Here is a 22,535-nt window from a genome sequence, read left to right as displayed (position 1 = left end):
GTGTACAAAATGCGACATCAGGCGTGTACACACTTATTAGCGAGTCGTGTGACACCCAAGCCCCTGAAGTTACGGGTGTTCAAGTGTATTGCACCTGAACGACAAAAATGGAACAATGTTCCAAAAGCACGTGGCAATAGTAGCTGCCTAAAACAACAGCCCGTCAGGGCGCTGTTGTCCAGAGTCATACCGATTCAGGTCAAATCAACGATTTATCAGGTACCCCAGCTATGCAACTGCGTGAAAGCAATATAGACAAGCTTCCCCAAACCACTTACGACGTGCTGATCATCGGCGGTGGTATCAACGGTGCGGTCTCCGCAGCCGCACTGGCAGGCAAAGGTCTGAAGACCGCGCTGATCGATCGTGGGGATTTTGCCGGCCAGACCAGTATGCACTCGTCAAATCTGGCTTGGGGCGGCATTAAATACATGGAAACCTATGACTTCGCGCTGGTCAGAAAACTGTGCAAAAGCCGCAATCATCTGATAAAAAGCTATCCCTCGACGGTGCAGGAGATACGCTTTTTTACCACCATTGGTAAGGGCTTTCGCTACCACCCGATCTATCTTTGGGCTGGCACCTGGTTGTACTGGTTTTTTGGTAATTGCTTCACCAGGATTCCGCGCTTGTTCTCACGCAAGGGCATTCGACAGGAAGAGAGCATCATCAATACAGACGATAGCATCGGCGGTTTTGAGTACTCCGATGCCTACCTGCATGACAATGATGCACGTTTCGTTTTCAACTTCATTCGCACCGCGTTGAACCGGGGCTGCGTGGCTGCCAATTATGTGGAGTCTCTGGGCGCGCGAAGAGACAATGGCCTATGGACGGTTCAGGCAAGAGACGTGATCAATGACCGGACGTTCGACATAAGTGCCAGGATAGTAGTAAACGCCTGTGGTCCTTACGTGGATCAGCACAATGGTTTGACCGGGCAGCAGACCGAGCACCGTCATGCGTTTTCAAAAGGTATCCACTTGATCGTGGATCGCCTCACACCTAATCGCCGGGTTCTGGCGTTTTTTGCGGACGACGGCCGACTGTTCTTCGTCATACCAATGGGGGCCAGAACGTGCATTGGCACCACCGATACGCCGGTCAAGGATGCTGATGTTCAGGTCACCGAAGAGGATATCCGCTTCGTGCTGGACAATATCAATAAACGACTGACGTTGGAGACGCCTCTGGTCGAGGATGACATCATCGCTACCCGTTGTGGCGTGAGGCCACTGGCGATTCAAACCGAGGGCGGCAAGGGCCGTGATTTTCTGCAATTATCACGAAAACATGCCATCGATAGCGATCAGGCACAGGCCCATCTCAGCATCTTTGGCGGCAAACTGACCGACTGCCTGAATGTGGGTAATGAGGTCTGCGATATAGTAAAAGACATGGGCGTGAGTATGGAGTACCCCAACTACAAGTGGTACGGAGAACCCCATGAGGCGCTCAAAGAAGAATTCTTTCATCAGGCCAGATTGATGGATCTGGATAGCTATACCGCACCGGAATCCTCCGAGAAGCTCAGTACTCGACTATGGCGGCGCTATGCCCTTGAGGCCATCGGCTTGCTTGAGAATATCCGTGAAGATCCACGTCAAGCCGAGATACTGATCCAAGGCACCGAGTACACGCGTTGCGAGATTCAGCAGGCCGCTCACCGCGAGATGATCACGAAGTTGGAAGATTTTCTGCGTCGTCGTTCCAAGATTGCCCTGGTGGTACGCCAAGATGACATCCGTAAATCACCGGGGCTGCTCGAAGCCTGCCAGATTCTGTTCGGCGATCAGGCACAAGCGAAATTCGACGAATACTTCGAGAATCAGCCAACGACACCCGCGGGCCACCCGCCGCTGGACAGTCCGGCTACGGCGTTCTTGAAAGACTGACACCGACAGCTGCATTTATTCTTTTTTGTCGCTACCGCCGGCGCCAGCACCTGAAGGCGGTTGAATCATCTTCATGTCGATATCGCGAAACTTCTGCACGTTGGGTAGCGCCAAATTGATGCGATCAACTTCCTGTACCTCGAACTGTAGCTGGTCAAAGCGAATGTCTTCCATATGCCCGCCGATGGTGTTGTCGCCGTTCTGAAAGTGAAAATGCAAACCGGGAATACTGACGGTTCCCAGATAGGCCGGTGTATAGATCCCGACAATCGTGCCTTCGGTTTGCTCCAGATCGTACATCTGCCGACTGCCCAGGTATTCAAAGAAGTCGACGTTCTCATCCTCGACGCCGTGTGCGGAGGCGAGGCGAGTGAACGAGAACAATCCCTTTGCCTTGAATACGTGTAAGGTGTTGGCTGAGGTGATATTCGCCAGCACTGCTTGTTCCAGATCCTTGAAGGAGTTGATGTCCGAGATCGTAATGGTTCGGGTGGGCTCGAAGTCGATCATGGACATATAGGGGGCTTGCAGATCATCGGGGGCAACCGTCGCTGTGCCATCAGCCGCTATCGAGTAGACAACGCCATCCACCGCTGTCAGCTCGCCATTGAGGTGATTACTGACGCCCACGCCCAGGTTACCCAGGGACTTCATTTCAGCTGCCGTTATCTGACCTTCGTAAATGGTGTTCATCAGTGTCAAAGGCAGTCCATATTGTTCTATGGCCTTTCTGTCGTCGACACTATCCGTTGCTTGGGTGTCGTTGTGCTCGTGTGACTCGTGTGCGCTTGCATTACTGATCGAGAGCAATGCAGCGAGAGTTGTGGCGGCCGCCAACAGGCTATTCTTGTGTTCAATTATCATGCAGATTATTCTGTGGTCGGTGATCGAATTGAGTGTCAGGTCGTTGATTGCGTGACAGGGCGTCTAGCGAATTTCAGTAGAAAAATGCATGGCCTCTACCAGATCTCCGGGAACTGCTTCAGTCAGCAGCGCACCTGTTTGCTGTGCATAAGGATGGGCGAAATGCTTCTCCATCAGCGCCGCCTCGTTTTTCCAGCGCTCATAAACAATCAGCGTATCCTCATTACCCTCGATGGTGTAGAGATCAAAGACTACGTTCCCCGGTTCCATGCGAGCCTGTTTTGTGTGCGTGGCAAACTGGGCCAGAACCTTTTCCCGGAAACCGGATCGCAGCGAAAAGATGAAAAATACAGCCAACTCATCATCTCCAACGACGTCAGGCTCTGAGAGTGGTACAGGCGCTGGATCCGCCTCACCAAGATTGTATTGCTCGACCTGTGTGCCTGAGCTGGCCAGGAATTCGAACAATTGGCGTGTGTGCGGCATGGCAGCATGTGCCTCTTGGTCCCGCAGTCGCTCGTAGGCAAAAAAGGTGTTTGCATCTGCACGGGCAGCGAAAAGCCTGGCTTGTTCGAAGCCAGGTTCCTTCAACGAACCTGTGGCGGCTGTTGCAAACGATGCCTTGAATGCATCAATCTGCTCGGTAGGTACAGTAAATTTGACAATTCGCGTAATCATGAGGAAGTCCGGCGCTCGGCTGTGTTTTTGATGAAGAGTTAACGTACAGCGAACTCTACGGAGATTGCCGCCAGGGAGTAACCGTGGTCTGCGGGATTCACTATCCCGGCAGACGGCAGAATCGCCTCCATCCATGGGAAGTTGGAAAAGTCAGTTGCTAAAATCAAGTCAAGCATAGGCATTATCGGCACAGTAATACCCTGCCAACTCAGCGACACCAGGCCAATGCTTGAACGGTGTGTCCTCGTCTGTTGATTGCCAGTAGTCATCGAACGGCTTGTCTACACGCGTAGAGTGATTCTCGTGATTCTCGTGATTCTCGTGATTTGATCGGTTTGGGCTTGAAGTCTCCTTGGTATCACGAATGTCCATACCCTCTTTATTGACGATGCGGAATCGAAAGCGGGTTGGATCAAGCTGGCGTACGAGTTCGAATGATTCACGGCTGTTGCGCAGTGCTATCTCGATGTCGTTAACCGTCTGTTCTGTAGCTTGCTGGCGAATGAACTGTTCTTCGTATGCTGCTGTTTCCCGTTGATTCACGCGCTCAATTCGATACCCGCCTTCATGTACAGCGGTATGGTGTTTGCTGCATAAGCAGATGCCGTTGTCTACGCGTGTAGAGCCACCATCGGCCCAGTGCTGGATATGATGAATGTGTAAATGTCTTGTTTGTGTGCATCCGGGATACTGGCAATGTTGATCACGGTTCTTGATGGCGCGAGCCATAGCGGGTGGCCAGAGACGGGATTTACGACCAATATCCAGAGGTTCGCCGTGTTGGTGGGTTATTGTGGAAATGCTGCAATCGCAGGCCAGTCGTCGAGCGGTTTCGATGGCAATGGGGCCTGCACCGTTGATGGTGGGGCGTTTTGAGGGTATCGGGTTTGGAGCTGGCTGCTGATCTTGTTGTTCGGGGCTATTGGCCGATAAATCTGATGCATCTACGGTTACGATGACTTGATAACGATCGGCCGTGGCCATTTCGCGGCCGGCGTTCTGCAGACTATTCTCTGCCATGAGGACGGCGGCATCGGCACGGCGCTGTGTCGTGGAGTCGTCAGACTCTTCAAGCTGTGCCAGGGATTGTTCGACACTGTTGAGAAATGCCTGAGCAACTTCGGGTGGCAGCGACAGCCTGATGAGCGTGTTGCCATTGCTTGCTGAACTCCAGCCGAAGGATCGTGCTTCGATTTGTTGCAGGCTTCTGGCGTTCTCTCCATCGGCCTTGTTCTCTTCCTCATCCTGCTGCCAGCGGTATTCATTGACCAGACGTTCCACGTCAGAGACTGATGCGTCCAATGCTGTGTGGCACAGCAGTGCTTCATTGTTCTCATCGGCCACGCGTGTCAGCAGGCGCACGATTGACCAGCTGAGTTTGCCAGCTCGGAACAATGCCCGGGTGATGGGAAGGCTGCGCACTTTCCGGCCGACTCTCAGGTATTCCCATCCCAGCTGAAGGCTGATACCTAACTCCAGGTTCATCCAGGCTACGCAGTGGCGGGAGCCTGAGGTTTTCCAGCCTTCCAGGTCGTCAAATCGGACCAATAGTTCGAGTTGATCTGCCATGCCTGAGGAGATGTCTTCTCCGAGCTGCTTCAGTCGGCGGGCAATGGCAGGTGCTTCGTTAGGCATCGCCATTTCGGGCATCGCCATATCGGGATGCTCAGGCTGGGGAGGCAGGGTAGAGCCGTCCGTGAGTGACATGAACAGACGCAGGTTGCGGCCGAAGGACTCTCGCGCTTCAGCATTGAATGAGTCTGTGCCGAATGATGTGTGGTTTATGTGGGGTTTGCTTTTCCCATGGTTGTTTTCATGACTGTGTTCATGGCTTGTATTATAGTTGTTCTGCCAATCTTCTTGTTTGCTTGAATCTTCCATGTATTCATGCCCTCTTTGAAGCTATCAATATACCTCTCTGGTGTTGTTTCGTCAAATATTTATACTGTATGAATATATAGTTTTATGAATATGGTTTGGTGTGATGCATAGTTCATCATCAGAGATGGACTTGTGGATCTCATTGTGCCGTTTTTGGAAATGAAAAGGCGCTTACTGCCTGGCCGGTTGGCGTCTGGTGCAATGCCATAGCCGTTCCTGCAATGCCGCCAGAGGTTAATCAAAACGGCATCGCAGGCTGTTAGTGATTTGTCAGGATTCAGCTTGCAAGGTGCTTGGCCATATAGTGTGTGAAGTCCCAGATTGAGCCCTCAAAATCCTCGGGGGCCAGCGGACCGCCTGGGTAGTATCGGGTTTTCAGGGCTTTTTGCAGTATTTCCAGCTTTTCCTGATCCTCTGCATTGAAGGATCGACAAAGAGTGACATAGTCCTTGACCATCTGAGCATCAGGATCATTCTCAAGTCCTACGACACCCCAACGGATTTTTACCTTGTCAACACCAAGCGGCTGCAGACACATGAATAGCGTGAAGTTGGTGGCCATGCCGACAACCAGGTTGGGGTAGATGCCGTACATGGGCGACTGTCGTTGCTCATCTTCGGTCAGGTCGGGATGAAACGGGCCACGGGGCGGATAATCAGGATTGTAGTAGGCATGGTACCCAGTCCAGCCCTCACCGGTTTCCATCTTCTTGCACAGGCGTGTCGGGGTGATTTTGTGAAGTGTTTTCAGGTGAGTCGCACTCAAATGATAGCCTTCCATGAAGTTTTCGAACAGGCATTTCCAATTGCAGTTCCAGACGTCCTCTTCCATGAAATTCAGAAAGCGCTCTTCTGGATGATAGTTCTTGATAATTGCCTGCAATCCTTCAAGTCGCGGCGCCAACGGTGTCGCCGTTCCATCAAGGTTGACAAAAATCCAGCCGTTCCATATCTCGGAGGCAAATTCTGGCAATCCGCATTTTTGCTTGTCAAAGCCTGGCTGATTCTTCATGAGCGGCGCCGAGACCAAGGCCCCTGCATTGTCATAACTCCAGGTGTGGTAACTGCATACGAACTTTCGACAGTTGCCGGATCCTTGCGCTACCTGGTTGCCTCGATGCCGGCATACGTTCGATAACACACGGATCACGTTATCTGTATCGCGGGTGACGATCAATTGTTCATCCAGCAATTCGGTGGTGTAGAAATCGCCCGCGTTGGCTACTTCTCCCGCATGGCCTATACACATCCATTCATGGCGAAGTACCTTGTCTTTTTCAAGTTCAAGAAACCCTTCGCTGGTGTAGAACTCGGCGGGCATGGCTCTGGCCGACTCTTTGGCAAGTGCCTGCATCTGAGACAGGGTTTGTCGAAGTGCGGTAACTGTATCTTGTTCTTTGTCGAGCATGTCAGAGAACCTTTCTGGTAAAAGGGGCTTGCCCCTTATGCTGAACAGACACCGGTAGGTGCTCAGTATCAAGGCTGGAGTGCTCCCTATTATCTGGGTACTGATGCCCTGGGGCGTGATGTGCTGTCAGGTCTGATCTACGGGGCCCGTAATACCGTTGGGATAGCGCTTTTGACAACGGCTCTGTCGTTTACGCTGGGAGCCTCTTTCGGTTTGTTGGCAGCTACCCTGGGTGGCTGGTTTGATGCCATCAGCTCAAGAGCCGTGGATGTACTGATGGCAATTCCGGCACTGATATTTGCCTTGTTGATACTGACCATTACCGGTACATCAGTGCTCGCCCTTATTCTGGTCATCGCGCTGCTGGACAGTACGCGTGTGTTTCGCCTGTCTCGTGCGGTGGCGCAGGGCATTCTGACGATGGATTATATCGAAGTGGCGCGAATGCGAGGCGAGGGGCTGTTCTGGCTGATTCGCAAGGAGGTTCTGCCCAATGCCGCTGCACCATTGATTGCCGAGTTCGGTTTACGCTTCTGCTTTGTATTTCTGTTTATTTCGGCGCTGTCCTTTCTCGATCTGGGTATTCAGCCTCCCACCGCCGATTGGGGTGGCATGGTACGTGAAAGTGCCAAGCTCATCGCCTTTGCCAACTTCTCGTCCTGGAAAACAGCCACCTTTGGTCTGACGCCATTGTTACCGGCTGGAGCCATTGCTCTGTTGACGATTGGCGTCAACCTGGTTGTTGACTGGATGTTGCATCTGTCATCCGGATTGAAGGAGTAGATTATGTCTGAGCTGTTGCTTGATATACAGGATATTCGGATTGATGGGTATTCGGATCGTGTCTGGAAGCCCATCATCAAAGGGGTTGATGTGCAGCTCAACCGAGGTGAAATCCTGGGGTTGATTGGTGAGAGCGGCGCGGGCTAATCGACGCTCGGTCTGGCGGGTATGGGCTATACAAAGGGGGGATGCCGTATCAGCGGTGGCTCTATCATGTTTGATGGCCAGGAACTGGTGGGTGCCTCGGCCGAAAGTTTGCGTCAACTGCGAGGCAACAGAATTGCCTACGTGGCGCAATCGGCAGCAGCCGCTTTCAACCCAGCCTACAAGTTGATCAACCAGTATTGTGAAGGGCCGGTCAGACATGGTGTGATGTCTCGCTCCGAGGCACGCTCGGATGCAGTCGATCTTTATCGAAAAATGCAACTACCTAACCCGGAGGAGATCGGTTTTCGTTATCCTCACCAGGTATCCGGAGGTCAGTTACAGCGTGCCATGACTGCAATGTCGATGGCCTGTCGTCCCGATCTCATCATATTCGACGAGCCAAGCTTTCTGAACCTGGGGGCCAACGCCTCTTACCTGACCGCTCAATCTCATGGGTTGATGACCTATAGCGTGGGTATGGGAGATGAGGTGCGTGCCGGGCAGGAGCTGGGCGTACTGCGCACTCTTCATCGTCTGGATGCGGAGCCAGAAGTGCTGCGCGCAGCATCAGATGGTATCGTTGCCATCCTCCGGACTGCCCCTTTGGTGGTACCAGGCGATCATCTGCTGGTACTGTGTCCGAGTCTCACGGATGCCGAACTGGATGATTTGATTGCCAAGGCAGAACGTGATGTGTCTGGAAAAACAGTTCAGGATTGACAGTTGGCGACTTGGAAATCATTGTGAGTAGTGAATAGTCTCGCAGAGACGAGCCTATTCACTGATGCCCATCAGTAATTTCTTTCTCGCTACTGCGGCCAGAACAGCTGAACCCGCAAATATCATGTGGTTGGAGCCACTAGCCTTCGTCAACAGTTTGGTATCGCGTTGTTCTGTGGTTACGCACACCAGCTGCCAGAATACTTTGTACGTGATTACAGGCACTACGGACGTTTTGGTCCACTCCATCCATTGATCCACTCGCGCTCTGAATCCTGGTATGCCCGAGACTCAGACGTCAGGTTGAGCACGATCGGCTTTCGCCGTCGGGATGAGCGAGTCTGTCATCAGCGTAAACCAGCCATGCCCTGGTATGACAGGCATGGCTGGGTTTCAGGCGACTATTTATCCACCCTATGAGGTCAGGCGAACTTGATTCCCGCAGAGGTCATTGGCAATGAGGTCACACGCGTGCCGATGGCGGCATAGATTGCATTGGCCAATGCAGGTCCCGCAGGTGGCAATCCCGGCTCACCCACGCCAGAAGGCGCTTTGTCGGAGGCCACGATATGCACCTCCACCACGGGCATGTCGGTAATGCGCAAAGGCTCGTATTGTGGGAAATTACCTTGCTCAACCACACCGTCTTTCATGGTGATCTGATTGCGCATCACGGCACCCAGACCATAACCAATAGCACCTTCCATTTGAGCCCGTATGACGTCCGGATTAACGGCAACACCGCAATCCACCGCACAGACAACCTTGTCGATGGAGATAGCCCCCTCGGCGTTGACTGAAACATCCATCACCTGTGCAACATAGGTATCGAACGATTTGTGTACCGCTATTCCACGGCCTTTGCCTGCCACTTGCTTGCCATCCCAGCCAGCTTTGTCTGCCGCCAGTTGGAGAACACCAGCCAGCCGGCCCTGATTTTCATCAGTTTGATCCAGGTGTGAGAGACGGAATTCGACAGGGTCCTTGCCGGCCGCTTCTGCCGCCATATCCATCAGCACTTCCATGGTGTAACCGGACTGACTGTGACCGACAGAGCGCCACCACAGAACAGGCATCGGGGATTCGTAGTCAGTCAGGCCCAAGGCCATTGGCAACTGATAGGCAGTGTCTGCAATTCCCTCGACAGACGCATGATCGATTCCATCATGAACGACAAAACTCTCCATGGGGCCGCCTTTGAAAATGGACTGCGCCACGGTGTGCTGGCTCCAGGCTGATACCTTGTCGTCGTCGCCAATGCCGATGTGTGCACGCTGAGCAAACATGGGGCGATAGAAACCACCTGCCAGATCGTCTTCACGAGTCCAGACAAGCTTGATTGCTTTCTTGCCACCTAGTGCGACGAAGGCCATGGCGGCCTGTGCATGATAGTCGGATTTTGTATTGGCTCGCCGGCCAAAGGAGCCACCTGCGTAGTAGGTGATGATCTCGACCTTGTCCTCTGGCAACTGAGTGATGGCAGCCACTGTCGGGTGTGTGATCATGGGAAACTGACAACCGTCGTGTACCCGGACGCCACCGTCTTCTGTCGGCTCGATAACGCAGTTGAGCGGCTCCATCGGTGCATGCGCCAGCAAGGGAAAGTGAAAGTCGACTGATAGGGATCGACTGGCAGCCTTTGCTGCGGTTTCCATCTCAACCAGGTCTGCTTTACCGGTGACATCGTACGTGGGTTTTCCGTTCAGTTTCTCAGTGTATTCACTGAGCATCTCGGCAGCACCGCGCGAGTCTGCAGCCGAGTTATCCCATTCGGCAGTCACAGATCGTCTCGCCTTGATGGACGCCCAAGTTGAATCTGCATAGATCGCGACACCCGAGTTATCAGGCAGGGCCTTGGCATCGACAAAACCATTGACCTCGGCGGCAGCGCCTATCTCAAAACTTTTCAAGGTGCCGCCAAACAACGGTGAGCGCAGGATGGTGACGTACACCATATTTGGCACCTTGACGTCCATGGCGAACATCGCCTTGCCTGTAGTTTTGGCCATGCTGTCCTTGCGTGGAAGCTTGTCCTTGCCTATCAAGGTGAAACTGGCGGCATCCTTGAGCACGGGTTCTGCAGCGGGTTCAAGTTTGGCTGCCTGCTGAATGAAATCACCGATGGAGCCTTTGTTGTTGCCACTGGCAAGTTGTCCATCCTTGAGCACTACCTCTGTCGCGTCAACGTTCCATTCTGCTGCCGCGGCACGTACCAGCATATCGCGGGCGGCGGCGCCGGCCTGGCGATACTGCAGGTAGGAATTGGCCATGGCGGTTGAACCGCCGGTTCCCTGACCACCAAATGCCAGGTTGATGTAGTTCTTGTTCGAGGGAGAAAATTCTACCGCCACCTGGTCCCAGGCCACGTTCAGTTCTTCGGCTACCAGTGTTGTCAGACCAGTAGACGTTCCCTGACCCATCTCGAAATGCTTGACCACCACCGTCACTGTGCCGTCTGGAGCAATCTTGACAAACGGGTTGAAGCCGACAGAGTCAGCCGGGGCCGAGCCTGTCGTTATAGCCAGTGCGCCACCGGCGTTGAAGCCGATCACCATGGACCCGCCGAGCACTGCTGCGCTTTTCAGAAATCCACGTCGGCTCATTGAAGCTGTGTTTGATGAGTCCATGATCAAGCCTCCAGAATGTCTGATGCGCGATGAATGGCCGCACGAATTCTGTGGTAGGTGGCACAGCGACAGGCATTTCCCTGCATGAATGTATCGATGTCCTCATCAGTGGGTTTGGCGTTCTCGGACAGCAGGCCAATAGCCGACATGATCTGCCCGGATTGGCAATATCCACATTGAACAACGTCAAGCTCCTGCCATGCGCTCTGTACAGCCTTGGCTTGTGGCGTGTCTACCACTTCGATGGTGGTGACCTCGCTGTCACCCACTGCACCGATAGGAAAGACACAGGAACGCTGCGGCTTGCCATTCAGATGAACTGTACAGGCACCGCAAGAAGCCACACCGCAACCGAATTTTGTCCCGGTAAGGTTCAGCTCGTCCCTGATTACCCATAGCAGGGGAGTGTCCGCATCCGCTTCTACTTGGCGTGACTCTCCGTTGATTTTCAATGTGATGGACATGGTAACTCCTTTTGGTACTGTCAGAAATGGTGGAAAGTAATGACGCCTGCGCGATCGGAATAATGTGCGAGTGCTCTATACGTTTGATGAAGTTGCTGATGACAGCCGACGGACCATAGAATCTTGGTCAGAAAAGTTCAATATACGGATTTGTATGGTTGTACCGTACCGCTGCCTTTAATGGGTTTTCATCCAACTCGCTATCGCCTGTCCAATCTCATCAGGTGAATCTTCCTGCACAAAATGAAGGCCGGGGACGGTCACTTCTGACAGATTTTTCCAGGTACGAACAAAGTCCTCCACTGGGCCAGTAATCAGCACTCCAGGGTCGGCATTGATCCAAAGCTTGGGGATGGGTGTCTCTATCAGCCACTGAGAGTAGGCTGCAACGGCCTTGACGACATCGGCGGGTTCGCCCTCGATAGGGATCTGACGGGGAAAGCTCAGTGTTGGACGACGATCTTCACCGGGTGTGAGAAACGGTCTGCGGTACTCAGCCATTTCCTCGTCGCTCAAATCTCTCAGGATAGATCCGGGCAGAATTGACTCTACAAACAGATTGTTGTCGAGAACCATTGCCTCACCTGCCGGCGAACGCATCGCCTGAAAAGCTCCGCGAGCCGCTTCGGAAAAATTGTCCCAACTGGGTATAGGGGCGACAATGGCTTCCATGAACGCAATTCTCCTGACTGCTTCGGGGTGCGTATGAGCCCAATGGAAACCCAGTCCTGACCCCCAGTCGTGCAAAACCAATGTCACGTTTTCCTTGACGCCTAGCTGTTCCAGCAGCTCGAATAGATAGTCGGACTGTTTAGCAAAGGTGTAGCTATCCGGTCCGCTGTTATCAAGCTTTTCAGAATCGCCCATGCCGATCAGGTCAGGTGCGATCAATCGGCCACAGCCGTGTAGATGCGGCATGACGTTGCGCCATAGGTAGGACGACGTTGGGTTACCATGCAGGAAAACAATCGGATCCCCTTCGCCTTCCTCGATGTAGGCCATTTGCTTGCCGCGAACGGTTGCGAACTTCTTTCGGTCGGTAAAGCCTGCCATGACGTCATATCCCGGATTGTGAGAGATTGAATGGTAATGGAATGATCATTCTATTACAATGCTAAATATGCCAAGAGAAAAATCATCTTCAAGAACAGATCTACTTGATAACGCCATGAAAGCCTTTTGGAAGATTGGTTTTCATGTTATTTCAGTGAGTGATCTGGTGCGAGAGACCGGGGTGAGTCGCGCCGGCATTTATAGCGATCATGCGAACAAGAAAGAGCTTTTCCATGCCTGCCTTGATCGCTATGAGGAAATCGTGGTGGATCCGCTTTTCTCATCCGTTGAAAAGGCTGATTCAGGAATTGAAGATATCCGAGCTTATCTGGAAGCCTTGTTGAAGCGATTCGAGGCGAACCCGGGTGCGGGTATTGGTTGTCTGGTGGGAAACACGTTCACCCAGCTGACATCGGATGATGATGAAACTCGCGATAAGATCCTGCAGTTCTACGAACGGCTGACTGACGGATATCGCAATGCACTGACGAATGAAAATCGCCAGGATCGACGCTTGAGCAAAACTGAAATTGACGACTTGGCTAGCTACGCGATGATTTCTGTCCAGGGCCTGTGGAGCTATTCTCGACTGACGCAGGACTCAGCCGTCCTGCGTCAGTATACCGAGACACTCATTGTTGTACTTGAGATGCGTTTGCATGGTGGTTAGGAGGCTGTCTGAGAATAGCGATCGTCGCGAGGGCGTGAGATCTTGAGTCAGATAGCCCTTGTTCAGGATCAGTCGCATCTTGCTGTCCGTTACATCGATCTGAATGCAGTCTGATCCAAGATCCATTGATCCCACTCCTTTCTTGAATCCAAAGAGCGGTTGCAACTGATTTGTGCCAACTGGCTCCCGAGTGAAGAAATCGTCGCCTTGATCAGGCTCAATTCCTTTCACTCGGTTTTCAATATCAAGGTTTCAATTCATTGAGCTCATGAAGGTACTCGGCAATCGGACGTTCCAGCGATTCTGTCAATACCTGTCCAGTTTCCATTGAGAGCGGATTCGTCGTCGAGAAGTCGCGAGCCGCTTCCTTCGATTTCCACCATTCAATCGCAACAAGCTGTGTCGGATTGTCAACCACGGGATAGACATTGAAGGAGATGTTGCTATCTTGAGCCCGGATGTTGAGTATCTGTTTTTCGTACTGCGCTATCACACGGTCCCATTGGCTCGGTTTTATATCAAACAGTGCCACTACAAAAAGTTCGTCCTCACCGACCAGGCGCTCTCTGGGCGCTACGACCTCGTTAGCCACCGCAGGGCCTAGCACATAGGCCTTTGGTGGTTCCTGCAGTGTGGAGTCAACAATGTTGGCAAGAGCCAATTCATAGGCTTGTGCGCGGTGGTATTCCACTGCTGTGAAGTCCTTGAAACGCTCATACCCAAAAAGTAGATCAGGATTGTTGGTGTCGCTGAACATGCGGATACCGAGGCTTCCTGCCTCGTGTTCAGTGCCTTTGCGTACTTCCATCATGGCTTCTTTGAATTCGGCCTTGCCTGTTGGCTTCATATGAAACCGTCCCAGCATCTGGATCATTTTGTTCTCCTCTTGATTGGTAGTCGCAGCCTTATCGTCAGATTGCGCACTGACATTGACAGCTGCAATCAGCAGCAGTGCAAAGCTTACTGAAATGATGTTTCTCACGAAACTATGCCTCTCGGATTGTCATGGGGATTTTTTGTCGTAGACCACAGACATGCCTTCACCTTTGTCCAGTACCAGTCGCATCTTGCTCTGCGTCACATCGATCTGAATGCAGTCTGATCCCAGATCCATTTTGCCCAATGTACTGGTTCGGCAGAAGTATTCTCCTTCCCAGTCCCATGTTCCGGTCAGTTGCTGACCCGCAAACATGCCTTTGATGATGCCATCATGTGTCGCAATGGATTTGCCGCCTTCATCACCGTAGTAGTTATCTGCGCCTTTTTCCAGATACTCCTGCCTCGTCGTGATTCTGTCCCAGGCAACGGGCTCGAAGGCCGTCAGCTTGTTGTTGAAAAGATACGGTGCATACAGGGTCTGACCATCGGTATTGATATCGGCAACGCCCTTGTCTGTACTGTCAATCAGATAGCTCTTGTCGTTGTCAAAGGCGAGAATCTGCCCTGTTGGATTGCTGCTGGCAATCAATGCACCATTGAATTCAATCACGCCATCGTAAACGCCCTTTTTCTTCGATGGTTCAATACTGCTTAGTGCTTTTGTCGCAAGATCAATCTTGTACAAGGTGCCAAAGTCATCAGGCTTCCACTGCTTGCGTGCCAAGCCTTCTCCGTTTTCAAGGCCGTAGTTTGCAACAACCAGGCTGCCGTCTTGCACCAGAACGCCGTTAGGGAAGGGGATGTCAGGAGACTCGAACCAGACCGACAGCTTGCCGTCTTTCAGAATGAAAATTTTTCCGCCCGGCACGTCCGAGATGTACACATCGCCCGTGCTTTGATCAATCGCGACATCGTTGAGTGAGATGGCATCGTCAGCAGGGAAGCTAGCGCTGATGGCGCCTGTCGACAGATCGATCGCTCGTAACTGTTTTGCATCGGCAACATACAGTGTGTTCTGATAAATATCTGAACCGGTGGGGGAGCTCAGCCCCGTTGCCCACTCCAGCTTGTCGATGATTCCATTCTTGGATACACGGCTGATAAAGCCTGGTTCGGAACCATTGACATTAGAGACATAAAGCCAAGGGTGGTTCGCAGAGGAAAACACCGATTCGGGCATTTTGAACCCTGACACTTCCCACTTCGTGGACAGGGCAAAATCACTGCCCTGCACATCCGCTATAGCGTTGCCACTGATAGCCAGTAGCACGCCTATCATTGCTGTTTTGATTTTCATCAGATCTACCGGTAACAGGAATTGGCAATCAAACGATGACAACTATTTTACCGATAGTACGACCGCTTTCGATTGCGGTGTGTGCATCAGCCAGATTGGCGAAGTCAAAAATCTTTGAGACATGGGGTTTGATGGAACCTTCTGCCAACATCTCTTTCAAGGCACTCATGTCGTTGCCATCCGAATGCACAAGCATAGAGGTGATTTTTACCTCAAGTGCATCAGCTGTTTTTTGCAATTTCTCTTCAGCACCCATGATGGTAATTGAAACCAGTTCGCCATCTTTGCGCAGAACATTCAAGGATTTTTCTGCAATCTCCGGTCCTACGGTATCAAAAACCAGATCCATATCAGACAATACCTCTTCAAAGGCCTGGCTGTGATAATCAATATGCTCATCTGCACCGAGTGAGAGCACGAAATCACGATTCTTCACCGAGCTGGTAGACACGACATGAGCACCCAGTTTTTTTGCGATCTGCACCGCGAAATGACCAACGCCTCCGGAGCCTGCGTGAATGAGTACCTTGTCGCCGGCTTTGACTCGACCATTGAGGGCTTGAAGCGCCGTCAAGGCTGGCAGGGTGGTGGCCGCAGCATCGATAAAGCTGACGGATTCGGGGATCAAGGCCAGGTGGGATTCAGGCGATGCGACGTATTCGGCATAGGCCTTGCCATGACCGGGGAAATTCACCATGCCGAAAACTCTGTCGCCGACTTTGAATTTGCTGACTTTTGATCCGGTTTCGACCACGGTGCCGGCAATATCCCAGCCCAGTATCATGGGACGCTCTTCACCAAATAACTGAGTGAGTGCTTCGTTGTCATACTTGACTTTGGTGTCCGCAGGGTTGATGCCCAGTGCGCGGGTTGCCACCAGCACTTCGCTATCGCTTATCGCTGGTTTGGGCTGCTCGGACATCAGCAGGTTTTCAACGCCGCCGGCCTGTTCAATGATGATTGCTTTCATGTCGGTAATTCTCTGTTTGTTTTTGTCTGAAGTGATAGGGCTTAATGTAATTGTTTTGTAAAACGGTATCATCGAGTTGGTTCGGGATATATAATCCTGAAAAACGGGACTATGTGTTGAGGTATTGAATGAATCTTGACCTGCAGAATCTGGCGTTGTTCCTGAGGGTGTCCGAGCTTGGCAAAATTGCCAAAGCAGGGGAGGAGTTCGGTTACTCTTCGACCAGTGCGAGCCAGCGCATCCGACAGCTTGAGTCCGAGATCGGGGTGAGTCTCTTTCATCGCTCTACACGGGTTGTGACGCTGACGCACGACGGTGAGGTCTTTCTGGAGCATGCCAAACGCATTCTTGACGATGTAGAAGAGGCGAGAATCGTGTTCAAAGGTGGGGCGGAAAACGTGCAGGGTAAGCTGCGTATCACCGTGTCATCCTCCTACGGACGAATTTATATCGTGCCGTTCATTCCCGAGTTGATAAAACGCTATCCCGAACTGGAAATAGAAATCGATTTCAATGATGGGATGCTGGATCTCATCGAGCACGGCTATGATGTTGCCTTTCGCATCGGCGAGCTGCAATCCAGTAGTTTGTTGGCGCGCAAACTATCAGACAATCCCGCCTTGCTGGTGGCATCACCTGCCTATCTGGAAGAGCACGGCACCCCGCAAACCCCACAAGAGTTGCAGCAGCATGTCTGCCTGCCATTTGGTAACTTGAAGGAGTGGAGCTTCAAGGACAACGCGGGCAAAGAACATGCAGTATCAGTGAAGGGGCCTGTTGCCTTGAACTGGGGCGATGCCATCAGTGATCTGGTTGAGGCAGGTGTCGGTATTGGCAAGGCCTACTATTGGCATGCCGGGCCTGCGTTGAAAGCAGGCAGAGTGGTACGGGTTCTACCTGATTACCAGTTGTGGCCGCAAACCAGTATCTGGGCCGTGCGTCCGCAGGGGCGTTTGATGCCTGCACGCTTGAAGGTGTTTCTGGCTTATATCGAAGAGGTGATCAATACGACCAACAAGGAGCGATACGGGGCACTGGTACTCGAATAGAGAATCATTGCTCACGATCACAAGCTTGTATCTACCGTTCAAGCAGCGGTTCAACGAACCGCCTCGCGTTGTACTTTGCTCTGATTTCTATTCCAGTGCCTCGGATATCGCATCAAAGAATGCCAACGGGTCGATGGGCGCTTTATCCAGAGGTTTTGGTTGCGACATATGAGTTGCGATCACGATATTCTTTGCAGGGTTAATGTAAATGTGTTGTCCGTGAATGCCTCTGGCCGCAAAGGCACCATCGGCGATCGAATCTTTTGTCGAACCAGGCCACCACATATAGCCATAATCCAGCTCTGACCCATCCGGCAGTTTGCGTCGTGCACCCGCTTCGCTTGTCCAGCCGTCGGGCAAAACACCTTTGCCTCCCTCAAGGAAAAATTGTCCGAACAAGGCAAAATCACGCAAAGTGGCACTTAATCCGGAGCCTCCAATCTCCAAGCCATCCGGACTATCAAGCCACCAATGTGCATCGGCTTGCATGCCATAGGGGCCCCAGATCTTTTCCGACAAATACTCTGCCAAGGGGCGTTTGATGGCGCCGTATACAATCTCGGCCAACACCTGGGTTTCGCCTGTTGAATAGTTATGTATGGAGCCCGGGGCACCTGCCCGTGGCAAAGCTCCCATAACTTTCATCGCTGCATCTCGCTGCTGTGCGATCTGTGCCCTCAACAGATCGCGTCTGTCGCTTTCAGGGTTTGTATAGGTTTCATCCCATGTCACACCCGATGACATGATCAGTACATCATGCACGGACACACCATCGTAGGCTGAACCGAGCAGGGCGGGTACATAATCCACAACCTGATCATCCAGTGAAATCAAACCATCATTCACTGCAGCTCCGATTAGTGTCGATGTCACTGATTTGGCAACCGACATCGACATCCAGCGCGTATCTGGACCATTACCGCGTTGGTACGTCTCATAAGCAATCTTGCCATCCTTGAGAACGATCAGGCCAGTTACATTATCGAGCGCCAGAAAATCATAGAGGTCATAACTTTCCTTTTCTTCGTTCAGTCTCACCCTGCCGGGCAAATCAACCAATGCCTCTGGCATATGACGTGACTTGCCCTTGACGATGATGCGTGTCGGGAAAAGACGATCGATATTGCGAAAAGTGCTGACGGCCATATCGGGTGTCAAATGGCCATCGTAGACATCCTCAACCCCGCCAATGGCTTCAGCAGCGTGACGATACTCGTTTGCGGAAGAATTTTTATTCAACATGAACTTACCGGCCTCGTATTCTCGGATCAAGTGCATCGCGCAGACCATCACCGAGATAATTCACACTCAGTACAGTGAGTGAGATGGCCAGCCCTGGCCACAAGACGCGTGAGGGGTACTGTTGCAAATAGTCTGTTGCATCAAACAGTATGCGTCCCCAGGTGGGAAAATCGGGAGGGAAGCCCAGACCGAGGAAGGACAGAGCGGACTCGGTAATGATGGCATTGGCAATACCCAGAGTCGCTGAGACCATGATGGGCGACAGTACGTTGGGCAGTATATGTCTGCGTACCATGGCACTGTTGGATGTGCCGATAGAGTGTGCTGCCAGAATGAACTCACGCTCCTTGAGTGCCAGCACATCGCCTCGCACAATTCGCGCTGTGGGCATCCAGGAGGTGAAACCGATAGCGGTCACGATAAGCAGAAAAATCCCGATTTCCGGTCCGAAGGCATTGCTCAACGGTTGGCGAAACAGCATGACCATTACCAGCAACAAGGGTAGTAGTGGCAGGGCCAGGAACAGATCGGTAAGGCGCATCAATATGCCATCGAGCCGTTTGAAGTAACCGGCAGTAACGCCAATCAGTGTGCCCAGTGACAATGCCAGCAACATGGCTGCAAAGCCAACGGCCAGAGAGACACGACCACCGGCGATCATGCGAGCGAGCATATCGCGGCCGAGCTGATCAGTACCGAAGGGGTGTGCCAGGCTCAGTCCCTGATTGCGTGAACGGATGTCTATCTGAGTCGCCTCGATACTCCAGAGCCAGGGGCCGAACAATACGCCAAGCACGATCAGTATGAAAAAACCACCGCCAAACAATGCGCCTTTGTGGTTCTTGAACTGATCCCACATATCCCACCATTGACTGCGTGGTTTGTAATCCAGTGTATCTTCTGTATCGGCCAGGCTGGTAGGTGCGACAGTTGCAGGCTCAGTCATAGCGGATCCTCGGGTCAAGAATGCCATACAGCAGATCGGCTATCAGGTTGAAGGTAATGATCAGGATGGCAAAAATGAAGGTCAGTGTTTGCACCATCGGCAGATCGTTAGCCTCAATGGATGTTATCAATAGCTGGCCTATGCCGTTCACCTTGAAAACCTGCTCGGTTATGATGGCGCCGCCGAAAATGCCAGGTACACCAAGAGCGATAACGGTGACGACAGGAATCAGCGAGTTGCGTAATACGTGACTCATGACGACCACTGATTCTCCCAGTCCTTTGGCTCTGGCTGTACGCACATAATCCTGATTGAGATTGTCGAGCATGGAGGCTCGCATGAAGCGACTGATTTGTGCCGTGGTCTGTAATGCAAGCACCATCACGGGCAGTATCATCTGTTTGAGCTGCACAAGGAAGCTGTCCCAGTTGGTGACCTGATGGGTAGTGTCGTAGATGGAGGGAAACCAGCCCAGCTGCACCGAGAAGATAACGATGACCAGAACACCTGAGAAAAAAGGTGGAATGGAGTAGCCGACCATCGTGATGAAGGTACCTACCTGGTCGAATGTTGAATACTGTTTGTAAGCTGAGTAGATGCCGATGGGAATGGCAATCAGGATGCCGACGATATAGGACATGCCAACCACCCAGAGAGTCTGCGGAAGACGTTGGATAACGATATCCATGACCGGTGAACGTGTCTGCCAGGATATGACGCGTTGCATTCCATCAGAGAATTGGCTACCAAAAAGCCAATCGATAAAGGTAAGTGGTTCGACCCAGAAAAACTGAACCATCCACTTCCAGAAACGAACCGGGGCGGGTTCCCCGAGACCGAGCGCCAGGCGCATCTTCTCTTTGACTTCGGGGGGAACCGTTAGCGGCACTTGGGACATGGGGTCGCCGGGTGCCAGTTCGAGTAGCAGGAAAATCGTCAGGGCGATGAATAGCAGCGTCGGGATAGACGTTAGCAATCGCCGGAAAGTATAAGTCAGCATGGTTGCAGTTTGGCTGTTGAGGAGCCTGACCCGCAAGAGCGCGGATCAGGCTCTGCAAGTCATTACATCAATTCACGCGATACCAGTCAGCGACATTCCATAGCTCGCTATCCCAGACGTTCAGTACTACGCCGCCCAGCGAATTGGATTTGCCTGATACGCGTCCACGATGGACCAAAGGAATCAATGCGCCATTGCTGACAATCATGTCATTAAGCTCCTTGGAGATCCGATGGCGTTCTGTAGTTTCGGCGGTACGTTCCAGTTGTTTGTAGAGCGTGTCGTATTCCTCCATGCAGAAGCGGGAAATGTTCTCGCCCTGCCATTGAGAGTCGGGGCCAGGTGCCTTGTCGCAGGTATATTGACCCAGGTAGCTTTGTGGATCTGTACCGTCAAAGTTATTGGCATACATCTCGACATCGGCATAGAACTTCTGCATGGTATCGGGTGATCCCGGATCGCCACCGAAGAACACGGAGCCGGAGACATTACGTAGTTCTGCTTCGACACCGATTTCGGACCACCACTGTTTTATCAGTGCCTGGAAGTCTTGGCGAACCGCATTGGTTGAAGACTGGAACAGATAGTTCAGACGGACACCGTCTTTGGCTCGGACGCCATCGCCTCCACGTGCCCAGCCCGCTTCATCGAGCATCTTGTTGGCAGCATCAATATCCTGAACATCACAGCTAAAGGTATCGGATGCGTAGGCTTGCGGCGCAGGGACCAGGTTGCATGAAACACGACCAGCTTTGCCGTAACCGATTTCCACCAGTAGTGGGCGGTCGATAGCCAGGCTCAATGCCTTGTAGACAGCTGGATCATCCAAAGAGGGATGAGGGCGTACGACTGAGCGATCATCTGCTCCCAGAGAGGGGTCAGGGTTGGTGTGGTTGACCATGATGCGCTCGACCAGTGTGCCGAAGGCTTCGATGGCTTCACCCTTGCCGCCTTCTTGCATGTCCTCTAAAACTTCCGGAGCCAGTTGCAGGTTCCAGGCATAGTCGAATTCACCTGTTTCCAGCACTGCACGTGCTGCCGATGCTGCATCACCGCCGCCTTTGAAGTTTACCTTGGCGAAAGCAGGCTTGCCTTCCTCCCGGTAGTTTTCATTAGCGGCAAGGATAATAACGTCATTGGGACGAAAGTCCTCGACGACGAATGCGCCGGTACCGATCGGACCGAAATTCTGTTCGGTACATTCCGGAGCCTTGGGTCCCAGACAATCCTGGAACTGTGCCTTCTGCAGTATCGGGCTTTGAACGCCTACCAGCGGTCCATAGGGGAAGGGTGTGGGTGCCTCAAAATTAACCTTGATGGTGCGATCATCAATGGCTTCGACATTGGTTACACCGCCAAAATTTTTCAGCTGAGCACAACCACCTTCCGGATGCATGCAGTACTCGGCAGTGAACACGGCATCAGCCGCGGTAACCGGACTGCCATCAGACCAGAGAAGGCCTTCCTTGAGTACCCAGGTAATCGAGGTCAGATCCTCGGCAACGCCACCATTTTCAACGGTGGGTACGGACTCGGCAAGCCAGGCGGTCAGCTCACCGTTCTCGTCATACCGCGCCAATGGCTCCAATACCATTGATGCAGCTTGGGTGTCCTTGGTGCCACCAGACAAATAGGCATTGAGGGTCGAGGGTGCTTGCCAGTAAATGATATTGACTTGGCCGTCTCGACCACGTTCGTCAGCGGCGTAGGCAGTACTGCATGCGAGCACGCCTGCAATTGCAGTCCAAAGTAGCGACTTTCTATTCATGGTGCTTGAACTCTCCGAGTTTATATTGCATCAAGGTTCATCGTCTTGTCAGTGACTGAGAAAGACGAATCGAGGCAAAGACTGACATCAAGTGCCTGTTGCGTCAAACAGACAGATATATGAATAGTAATCACCAAATGATTGAAGCGGGTTCAAAAATTGTCTGCTATCCGCGAGGTAAAAGTTCGAGTCGA

General features: G+C 52.3%; 20 protein-coding genes. 6 read left to right on the top strand and 14 right to left on the bottom strand.

What is annotated here, in order from left to right; genetic code table 11:
• The first annotated feature begins 230 nt into the window (after positions 1–230).
• A complete protein-coding gene (locus IMCC3135_RS28085) occupies positions 231–1,895 on the top strand; it encodes a glycerol-3-phosphate dehydrogenase/oxidase (protein ID WP_088920610.1) in 1,665 nt (554 codons plus the stop codon).
• A 15-nt stretch (positions 1,896–1,910) separates the two neighbouring features.
• Here IMCC3135_RS28085 and IMCC3135_RS28080 read toward each other — a convergent pair whose 3' ends face one another.
• The 4 genes from IMCC3135_RS28080 to IMCC3135_RS28065 form a co-directional block, all read right to left on the bottom strand.
• Complete coding sequence (locus tag IMCC3135_RS28080; RefSeq protein WP_088920609.1) at positions 1,911–2,759, bottom strand: acetolactate decarboxylase; 849 nt, start codon at positions 2,757–2,759, stop codon at positions 1,911–1,913.
• A gap of 63 nt (positions 2,760–2,822) precedes the next feature.
• Entirely contained in the window at positions 2,823–3,437 is a 615-nt protein-coding gene (locus tag IMCC3135_RS28075; protein WP_169727537.1) for a putative quinol monooxygenase, read from the bottom strand.
• A gap of 168 nt (positions 3,438–3,605) precedes the next feature.
• Entirely contained in the window at positions 3,606–5,318 is a 1,713-nt protein-coding gene (locus IMCC3135_RS28070) for an HNH endonuclease signature motif containing protein (RefSeq protein ID WP_088920607.1), read from the bottom strand.
• A 277-nt stretch (positions 5,319–5,595) separates the two neighbouring features.
• Positions 5,596–6,726 (bottom strand): aromatic ring-hydroxylating oxygenase subunit alpha, encoded by a 1,131-nt coding sequence (locus tag IMCC3135_RS28065; RefSeq protein WP_088920606.1) that lies wholly within the window; start codon positions 6,724–6,726, stop codon positions 5,596–5,598.
• A 171-nt stretch (positions 6,727–6,897) separates the two neighbouring features.
• On the opposite strand from IMCC3135_RS28065, the gene IMCC3135_RS28060 reads away from it, so the two are divergent.
• Genes IMCC3135_RS28060 through IMCC3135_RS34820 form a run of 3 tightly spaced genes read left to right on the top strand, consistent with a single transcriptional unit; the run spans position 6,898 to position 8,376 of the window.
• Positions 6,898–7,509, top strand: a complete 612-nt coding sequence (locus IMCC3135_RS28060; RefSeq protein ID WP_205737753.1) for an ABC transporter permease — start codon at positions 6,898–6,900, stop codon at positions 7,507–7,509.
• A 3-nt stretch (positions 7,510–7,512) separates the two neighbouring features.
• The gene (locus tag IMCC3135_RS34825; RefSeq protein ID WP_205737752.1) at positions 7,513–7,656 is read left to right on the top strand and encodes a hypothetical protein; all 144 of its coding nucleotides are present in this window, start codon (positions 7,513–7,515) and stop codon (positions 7,654–7,656) included.
• Positions 7,657–7,677: 21 nt separating this feature from the next.
• Complete coding sequence (locus IMCC3135_RS34820) at positions 7,678–8,376, top strand: ATP-binding cassette domain-containing protein (RefSeq protein WP_205737751.1); 699 nt, start codon at positions 7,678–7,680, stop codon at positions 8,374–8,376.
• 422 nt (positions 8,377–8,798) lie between these two features.
• On the opposite strand, the gene IMCC3135_RS28045 is transcribed toward IMCC3135_RS34820, so the two are convergent.
• The 3 genes from IMCC3135_RS28045 to IMCC3135_RS28035 all read right to left on the bottom strand — a co-directional run bounded on the left by IMCC3135_RS28045 (position 8,799) and on the right by IMCC3135_RS28035 (position 12,520).
• Positions 8,799–11,003, bottom strand: coding sequence for a xanthine dehydrogenase family protein molybdopterin-binding subunit (locus IMCC3135_RS28045; protein ID WP_088920603.1), 2,205 nt, complete (start codon positions 11,001–11,003; stop codon positions 8,799–8,801).
• Between the two features lie 2 nt (positions 11,004–11,005).
• The gene (locus IMCC3135_RS28040; RefSeq protein ID WP_088920602.1) at positions 11,006–11,467 is read right to left on the bottom strand and encodes a (2Fe-2S)-binding protein; all 462 of its coding nucleotides are present in this window, start codon (positions 11,465–11,467) and stop codon (positions 11,006–11,008) included.
• 177 nt (positions 11,468–11,644) lie between these two features.
• Complete coding sequence (locus IMCC3135_RS28035; protein WP_088920601.1) at positions 11,645–12,520, bottom strand: haloalkane dehalogenase; 876 nt, start codon at positions 12,518–12,520, stop codon at positions 11,645–11,647.
• Between the two features lie 58 nt (positions 12,521–12,578).
• On the opposite strand from IMCC3135_RS28035, the gene IMCC3135_RS28030 reads away from it, so the two are divergent.
• Positions 12,579–13,190, top strand: coding sequence for a TetR/AcrR family transcriptional regulator (locus IMCC3135_RS28030; protein WP_335589285.1), 612 nt, complete (start codon positions 12,579–12,581; stop codon positions 13,188–13,190).
• Between the two features lie 244 nt (positions 13,191–13,434).
• Here IMCC3135_RS28030 and IMCC3135_RS28025 read toward each other — a convergent pair whose 3' ends face one another.
• From IMCC3135_RS28025 to IMCC3135_RS28015, 3 genes are read right to left on the bottom strand one after another with little or no spacing between them, the layout of a single operon-like run.
• Positions 13,435–14,172 carry a putative quinol monooxygenase gene (locus IMCC3135_RS28025; RefSeq protein WP_088920600.1) on the bottom strand — a complete coding sequence of 246 codons (738 nt, stop codon included), beginning with the start codon at positions 14,170–14,172 and terminating at the stop codon, positions 13,435–13,437.
• 21 nt (positions 14,173–14,193) lie between these two features.
• Entirely contained in the window at positions 14,194–15,366 is a 1,173-nt protein-coding gene (locus IMCC3135_RS28020) for a hypothetical protein (RefSeq protein WP_088920599.1), read from the bottom strand.
• Between the two features lie 28 nt (positions 15,367–15,394).
• Positions 15,395–16,336 carry an NADP-dependent oxidoreductase gene (locus tag IMCC3135_RS28015; RefSeq protein ID WP_088920598.1) on the bottom strand — a complete coding sequence of 314 codons (942 nt, stop codon included), beginning with the start codon at positions 16,334–16,336 and terminating at the stop codon, positions 15,395–15,397.
• Between the two features lie 128 nt (positions 16,337–16,464).
• Here IMCC3135_RS28015 and IMCC3135_RS28010 point away from each other — a divergent pair, with 128 nt between their 5' ends.
• A complete protein-coding gene (locus tag IMCC3135_RS28010) occupies positions 16,465–17,385 on the top strand; it encodes a LysR family transcriptional regulator (RefSeq protein WP_088920597.1) in 921 nt (306 codons plus the stop codon).
• Between the two features lie 87 nt (positions 17,386–17,472).
• Here the strand turns inward: IMCC3135_RS28010 and IMCC3135_RS28005 are convergent, their stop codons facing one another.
• The 4 genes from IMCC3135_RS28005 to IMCC3135_RS27990 form a co-directional block, all read right to left on the bottom strand.
• Positions 17,473–18,627 (bottom strand): serine hydrolase domain-containing protein, encoded by a 1,155-nt coding sequence (locus IMCC3135_RS28005; protein ID WP_205737749.1) that lies wholly within the window; start codon positions 18,625–18,627, stop codon positions 17,473–17,475.
• Positions 18,628–18,631: 4 nt separating this feature from the next.
• Entirely contained in the window at positions 18,632–19,573 is a 942-nt protein-coding gene (locus tag IMCC3135_RS28000; RefSeq protein ID WP_205737748.1) for an ABC transporter permease, read from the bottom strand.
• Positions 19,566–20,573, bottom strand: a complete 1,008-nt coding sequence (locus IMCC3135_RS27995; RefSeq protein ID WP_088920594.1) for an ABC transporter permease — start codon at positions 20,571–20,573, stop codon at positions 19,566–19,568. The genes IMCC3135_RS28000 and IMCC3135_RS27995 overlap by 8 nt, the downstream gene beginning before the upstream one ends.
• A 67-nt stretch (positions 20,574–20,640) precedes the next feature.
• Positions 20,641–22,341 (bottom strand): peptide ABC transporter substrate-binding protein, encoded by a 1,701-nt coding sequence (locus tag IMCC3135_RS27990; protein WP_088920593.1) that lies wholly within the window; start codon positions 22,339–22,341, stop codon positions 20,641–20,643.
• Positions 22,342–22,535: the final 194 nt, after the last annotated feature.

The sequence above is a fragment of the Granulosicoccus antarcticus IMCC3135 genome (assembly GCF_002215215.1).
Taxonomy (GTDB): Bacteria; Pseudomonadota; Gammaproteobacteria; order Granulosicoccales; family Granulosicoccaceae; genus Granulosicoccus; species Granulosicoccus antarcticus.
This window is presented reverse-complemented; position numbering and strand designations above follow the sequence as displayed.